The sequence below is a fragment of the Marinilactibacillus piezotolerans genome (assembly GCF_900114235.1).
GTDB lineage: Bacteria > Bacillota > Bacilli > Lactobacillales > Carnobacteriaceae_A > Marinilactibacillus > Marinilactibacillus piezotolerans.
Genome location: NZ_FOSJ01000075.1, coordinates 1 through 6,624, shown reverse-complemented (window position 1 = coordinate 6,624; position 6,624 = coordinate 1). Strand labels below are relative to the sequence as shown.

The window sequence follows — 6,624 nt, the reverse complement described above, 5'->3', positions numbered from 1 at the left end:
TGAGTACGAAGAACAAAAACTAAATATTAGAGAAAAGCTTTCGTCAGAAGAAGGGACTCAATTTTATGGTAAACGTAAAATTGATGTAGAACCAACTTTCGGACAGGTGAAGGCCAATTTGAGGTTCACTCGATTTTCAGTTCGTGGAAAATCGAATGTAGAAAATGAAACGAATCTGATCTTCATGGCTAATAACCTACGAAAATATAATAAAAGAAAGAAAAAATAGAATCATTCAGTAAGTAGAACCCCTGAGAGAATTGTATTCTACAATTTTCTCAGGGGTTCTCTATATTTAAAGACTTTCAGAGACTTTTGTCCCAGCCTCCTCGTTTTTTAAGATTTGAAATATTCTTTATTCTCGTAGTTGATGAATTTTCCTAGTCAGGTTGAGTACCATTTTTATATACAATAAAGCTATAAAGACAAACATCAGTAGTACGAAATAAATTAAGAAGGAGTTGCTTGTGAGAATACCCGTTATAAAAGTAATAGGTAAAAAAACTAAGGATAGGATTAAGCCAAAAATTCCCCAGGTTTTTCTGATTTTACTAAATAATTCAATTTTTGATTCGTTATCGGTATATATTTTAGGTGAATTATTAGAAGCTGTTTCCTTTTTAAAGTAGCACCACTCCCCATCAAAAATGGGATAAGCAAATACAGGTATCCAGCCGCTATCTTTGAATAATTGTAAATAATCTTCTTTATCACCATCGGTAGAGCTATGGTAATCGATTTGATAGATGATATCTGATGGATCTCCAGACTCAAAAAAGTAACGCAACCCTTCATATTTAACAAAATGCCAGCCCTTTTTAGACATTTGCTCTAAATAGGTTTCTTCTTTTTCAAAGTTATCCACTGTGATGAATTTGATGACCTTCTTTTCCATCAGTCTTTCACCCTTTCTGCATTTAAATATAGTTCAACAATTCTTTCTTTCTCAATTTTCAATAATTTATTTCCAAGCGAAGTTGTCTGATATATTTTACGTTTATTTTCTTCTCTAACGATTTCAATTAACCCGTCTTTTTTTAATTTAGATAAACTTCCATACATTGTTCCAGCGCCAAATTGAATTCTGCCGGAAGTCAGTTCTTCAACAAATTGCATAATCTTGTAGCCATATCTTGGTTCTTGAAGAGAGAGGAGTATATAAAAAGCAGTTTCAGTCATAGGCATATAAATTTTCTGTAAGTCAGATCTAACCATACTATCGCACCTCGATATATATTATAAACGAAGTATATCGAAGTACGATAGTTAAGTCAATAATATATTATTTATCCAATAGAATAAATAATATATTTTTTAATGTAAGCGATTAGCTCCTGAAATTTATTCTAAAAAAATAGTATAATGATTCTATCAGAGAAAGGAAGAGTACATGAAGTTTAAAAATAAACTAAAAGAACTGTCAAATACATATCCAATCGTTCCCGGGATAGTGATTGCATTTATAGTAGCTGTATTTTCAAAATTTTTTGCAACATTTTTTCCGCAAATTGGCGGCGCCACAATTGCGATTTTACTCGGTATAGTATTAGGCAATACAGTTTTCAAGCAGCCTATTTTAGCCAGAGGAACAAAATTTGCAGAAAGCAGGTTATTGGAATATGCAGTTGTTTTGCTGGGATTTACTGTCACGTTCCAGACTATCGTTGAGATGGGATTTAAAGGACTGGTATACGTCATACTGATGATGACGACAGTAATTATAGGAACGTATCTTATCGGAAGAAAGCTTGGGTTTGGTGAAAAAATGGTTTTGATGATGGCTGGAGGAAATGCAGTCTGTGGAACTTCTGCAATAGGAGCGATCGCACCATCTATTCAAGCAGATGATGAAGAAAAAGGCCAAGTGATAACGCTAGTTAACTTGATGGGAACTGTAATGATGCTTTCTCTACCATTTCTAGGAGTAGCTCTTTTTGGGGACGATCTTTTAAGCAAGAGCGCTTTGCTCGGAGGAACCCTGCAATCAGTAGGGCAAGTTGTAGCAGGAGCAAGTCTAATTAGTGCTGAAACAGTCAAGTATGCTATGCTTTTCAAAATCACACGTATTATTTTACTGGTCATTGTTGTTTTATTCTTTAAAAAGAAAGTACAAAAAAGTACAGGAGAAAATTTAGAGAACAACCAAACAAAAAAATTACCAATTCCCTGGTATGTATTAGGATTTCTGATTATTTGTATCCTGAATAGTATATTTACGATTCCGACAGTTATTATTGATTCCACTGATTATATTAGTACTTGGTTTGAAATGACAGCTTTAGCGGCAATTGGTCTGCGTCTTGATTTTAGAAAATTTATCAAAGAAGGCCCTCGTTTCCTTGTTTATGGGGTATCAGTGGGGATACTTCAGACTATTGCAGCTGTAATCTTTATCTTGATTTTACAGCTTTAAAAATTAAAAAAGCCATTACAGAAGTCGGGAATCATACTTTTGTGATGGCTTTGTTTTGTATCATTATTTACGAACGAAATGAAGGTAAGTTAGCTGATTACGTACATAGCTGTTAACTTGCTGTAACTTTATTTCATTTTGGAAAGAGTCGAATAAGGGAATACCGTTTCCTAATAAAGTCGGAATAATTGTTATCTTAAATTCATTAATCATATTAAGCTGCAAGAGCGGTTTGATAATGGAATGTCCGCCGACGATCCAGATATCTTTACCAGCTTCCCTTTTAAGACGCAGTATAAGTTCAGAAATGTCTTCAGTAATAAATTTCACATGCTTTTTTGGTTGAGCTGGTCTTGATGTCAGCACATAAGATTGAATATCTTTATAAGGATAAAGGTCAGGTGAAAGTTCGTTGATCACTTGATCATATGTCGTTCGTCCCATAATCACTGTATCTATTGTACTGTAGAAATTTTCGTAACTAAAATCTTCGACTGGATGATCAATGCTAGTATCCAGCCAATCTATTGCACCGTTTTTTCTAGCAATATAACCATCTAGACTCATAGCAATGAACAATACAACTTTCCTTTTCATAATGCTCCTCCAGTATATGTAACAGCTATTTCTCAACGATATATATTATGATTTTGCCTAAAATATTGAGTTCAGTATCTGTCATGTCAAATACAGAATCAATGAATTTTGGATCATGGGAAGCAGGTTTCAGAATAAGTTTGTTTTCTATTTTATAAACATACTTGATACTTTGTTCCGTCTGATGGGTGTAGACAACGATATCTTCATTTTCAAGATCAGCTAGCTCGACTGGCTTAATGCCAATCAATGAATTAACAGGAATTAATTTGTCCATAGATCTCTCGGACATACGAGAAAATATAATATCCTCAGCACCAGCGTATCGTCCCATGATTAAATCTGGAAGTTCGATTTTATCTATCTCAGAATGATCTTTTAAATCATCAAATAGACTGGGTGACTTTGAATGTGTATAGTCATTGTAGAAAGACAAAGAGTTTTCCATTACAAAATCCTTTTGATCAATTAATTCTTCAGAAGATATTCCAAGCCCTTTACAGATGATGATGACATTTTCTAACTTTGCATTAAAAATACCTCTTTCTAGTATAGAGCGTATAGTTGTGTAAGGTAAACCGACAGCTCTTGAAAACTCCTTGACGGTACCGAATCTTTTTATTATCATAGTTTTTAATTTTTCTTCTCTATTCATATCGTTTCTCCGTTTTTTAGTAGTTAATAAAACAATAGCATACGAAAAATCGCATATCAATATTCTTTTTAGAACGAAGGTTATTTATTGTTGACAAGTACGAAAATTCATATTATGATGAAATCAAGTGTTAATTATGTCATAGATTGTTGGTTTTTAATACGAAAAATCGTATAAGGAGGTGAGAGGATGTTGAATAATTTTGAAAAGATCCGTAAAGAAAAAGGTGTTTCTCTAGTCGATATCGCTGACTTATTACATATAAGATATCAAACAGTCAGAGAAAAGATCAATGGAGATTCAGATTTCAAATTTGGGGAAGCAGTAAAAGTAAAATATGCCTTTTTCCCTGAATATGAAATAGAGTATATTTTTAGAAGGACATATGAAAGTGAAGAAGAAGAATAAAAACAAATCGAATAAAGAAATAAACAAAATATAGAAGCGATGAGTGCAAATGTAATGAATAACATTCATCGTTTTTATAGTGTTCAGCTAACTAAATATGAATGCTGCTTCCACTTTGAACTATGAAAAAGCTATAGAAATCAGTACTAAAAAAAGATAAAATCATAGATAGATACAAGTAAATACGGTCGACGTATCAAATGACGCTACACTCAAAAATGATTTAGGCGTAATGGTCAATTCCTTTTTTTCCGTTATGAACAAGCAGAATGTTCAAATTAATTAGTTGATTAAAGCGAACAAAGAAGTTAGTGAATCTAATAAGAAATTATCTAATCAAGTGGAGACATTCTTCGGAGAAATGAAAGAATTAGAAGAGAGTAAGCAAATTGATCCAAAGTTGAATTAATTGAGGCAATCATTTATAAAGAAGGATTAGTAAATTATTAATTTAACGTATTTTAATGATAAAACGTTTATAATATATTGTTCTCAAGGAGGCAACGATTCGTTGCTCCTTTTTGTACGAATAAATATGATGAATTAACTGTAAAGGAGGATAGAACATATGCAAAAGAAAGTGAAAAGCGTGCATAAATGTTGTTTATATATTTTTAAAATTTATTAGGGGAAAACAAAATAGAAATAATAAAATAAAAAAAGGAATTTATTTACTTATTGCAACAATAACGCTCAGTCATCACTTTAATGTCATCGTCAGTGAGTGCTGCCACTTTGGATGAAGAACATACAAATGAAGTAATGGAATTAGAGCCACTTATATAGATGGAACAGGGTTGACGGATAGTTAGAATCAGCGGAGACGTTCACCAGCTATACTTAAACTACGCAGGATCAGTTGCTATAAATAGTTTTAGATTAAGAAATGTGAAAGTAACTAGACCTAACCTACTAACTCCAATTACTTATTTTTCAGATAGTTATATCTATAAATCTACAGGTGGAAGAGCTACAGGATCGCAATACTTAGCTATGTTTAGTACTCCTTCTACACAAACTAAGATGAGAGTTTCAGTTGGAAGTGTTGAGGTATACTATTGTTCAGTTGGATGGAGATCCGGTATCGTTAAAGCTGGAAATGTTTACGTAAAACAATTAGGAGAGAGTTGCATGTATACTATAGAATCGCTATTAGATAAATATCAAGATAAAATTATAATGGTAAATAAAAAAAAGGAACCATTAGCAATTCTTAAAGATCTTGCAGACATAGTAGAAGTAGACTTGAATATTTTACACCCTTTTCAATTAAATATAATTAAAGAAAATATTCAATATTCTTTAGGAGAAACAAAAAAAGAAGTAAAATTACATTTCTACAAAGTAATTGATAACAAAAAAAGTAATATTTATTACAATGAAATAAATAAAAAAGAAAGTCTTGATCATAAACCTTACTTTGAAGAAAGAACAGTTTTTGTGATTCATGAAGAAACTCTTGGGATTCAAGAGACTAATAGCGAACTGTTATATCGGGATTTTCTAATGTTATCTGGGGTGACTAAAAAAGATTTAGAAGAAAAAAATCAGTATCTTTTTAGTTATCTTTCTTATATTTCAGCTTGGAATGAGTAAATGTAAGCATTAATTAAATGTAATAATTTTAAGAAACTCTATAAATAGGATAAACTGGATCCTAAGAGTGGGGACTTTATTAAGGCTCCACTTCATAAGATCCAGCTTACTTTTACTGAAAATTATTTATTAGAGCTAAAATTTTTTAAAAAAATCGATTGGATTCTAAAAGAAAAGCAGCAACAAAAATTCAAGTGATTAAAAAGGAATAATTCTGTAAGAGCATAAGGGAACCAGCTGCCATTTATATTTTTTTGAGAAAATTTATGAATTTTTTTAAAAAATACGTTCTTTTAATTCTATTTGTTCGCTTGTCCCTAGCTTTAATCCTTAGGAGGAGATGTCTATGCAAAAGATTCTTGTTATCGGTTCTCCAGGATCTGGTAAATCTACTTTTGCTGTTCAATTATCAAAACAATTAGATTTACCAGTGATTCATTTGGATAAGCTGAACTGGATAGATGATAAAAACACCTTAAACCCAGCGGGATTTGACGAATTACTAGAAAAAGTACTTAAAAAAGATAGTTGGATAATCGACGGAAATTATAGTCGAACGCTCAGCAAGCGATTGGATTATGCGGATACTGTAATCTGGTTAGACTTACCTAAAACTATTTGCATTTATCGAATCTGGAAAAGATATATAAAAGGTAAAATGACTAAATCTCGAACATATGGAAACCCCATTAAGCTTGAACCAGGATTTGTTAAATTTGTCTGGAATTTCAACCATACAAATAGACCAATTATTTTAAAAATATTAAACGAAAATAAGCATAAAAAAGTTATTATCTTGAAAAATCAATTTGAAATTGAAGAGATAAAAAAACAATTTTGATTTAATGAGATTATTCTAATTAATGTCTACTGAATAATAAACTATGCTTATTCTGCTGCCTTTTACAACTAATGATTGATATAATAGATGCAAGGGTTTTTATAGGATGTTAAA

At 31.6% G+C, this 6,624-nt stretch carries 9 protein-coding genes; 5 read left to right on the top strand and 4 right to left on the bottom strand.

Annotated features, from left to right (window positions below; genetic code table 11):
• Nucleotides 1-229 (top strand): transposase (locus tag BM212_RS11585; protein ID WP_143744953.1); only part of this gene is annotated, 229 nt, incomplete at its 5' end.
• 126 nt (nt 230-355) lie between these two features.
• Here the strand turns inward: BM212_RS11585 and BM212_RS11580 are convergent.
• Nucleotides 356-895: a DUF2812 domain-containing protein gene (locus BM212_RS11580; protein ID WP_091898685.1), complete on the bottom strand. Its 540-nt coding sequence runs from the start codon at nt 893-895 to the stop codon at nt 356-358.
• Entirely contained in the window at nt 895-1,215 is a 321-nt protein-coding gene (locus BM212_RS11575; protein ID WP_072694200.1) for a PadR family transcriptional regulator, read from the bottom strand. The genes BM212_RS11580 and BM212_RS11575 overlap by 1 nt, the downstream gene beginning before the upstream one ends.
• A gap of 175 nt (nt 1,216-1,390) precedes the next feature.
• Here BM212_RS11575 and BM212_RS11570 point away from each other — a divergent pair, with 175 nt between their 5' ends.
• Nucleotides 1,391-2,413: a YeiH family protein gene (locus tag BM212_RS11570; RefSeq protein WP_072694201.1), complete on the top strand. Its 1,023-nt coding sequence runs from the start codon at nt 1,391-1,393 to the stop codon at nt 2,411-2,413.
• A 63-nt stretch (nt 2,414-2,476) separates the two neighbouring features.
• On the opposite strand, the gene BM212_RS11565 is transcribed toward BM212_RS11570, so the two are convergent.
• Nucleotides 2,477-3,010 carry a dihydrofolate reductase family protein gene (locus BM212_RS11565; RefSeq protein WP_091898683.1) on the bottom strand — a complete coding sequence of 178 codons (534 nt, stop codon included), beginning with the start codon at nt 3,008-3,010 and terminating at the stop codon, nt 2,477-2,479.
• Nucleotides 3,011-3,035: 25 nt separating this feature from the next.
• A complete protein-coding gene (locus BM212_RS11560) occupies nt 3,036-3,665 on the bottom strand; it encodes a S24 family peptidase (protein ID WP_072694203.1) in 630 nt (209 codons plus the stop codon).
• A gap of 192 nt (nt 3,666-3,857) precedes the next feature.
• Here BM212_RS11560 and BM212_RS11555 point away from each other — a divergent pair, with 192 nt between their 5' ends.
• The 3 genes from BM212_RS11555 to BM212_RS11545 all read left to right on the top strand — a co-directional run bounded on the left by BM212_RS11555 (nt 3,858) and on the right by BM212_RS11545 (nt 6,510).
• Nucleotides 3,858-4,073, top strand: coding sequence for an XRE family transcriptional regulator (locus BM212_RS11555; RefSeq protein ID WP_425434178.1), 216 nt, complete (start codon nt 3,858-3,860; stop codon nt 4,071-4,073).
• An 888-nt stretch (nt 4,074-4,961) separates the two neighbouring features.
• Nucleotides 4,962-5,669, top strand: coding sequence for a hypothetical protein (locus BM212_RS11550; protein WP_143744952.1), 708 nt, complete (start codon nt 4,962-4,964; stop codon nt 5,667-5,669).
• A gap of 346 nt (nt 5,670-6,015) precedes the next feature.
• A complete protein-coding gene (locus BM212_RS11545) occupies nt 6,016-6,510 on the top strand; it encodes a P-loop NTPase family protein (protein ID WP_072694206.1) in 495 nt (164 codons plus the stop codon).
• Nucleotides 6,511-6,624 lie beyond the last annotated feature (114 nt).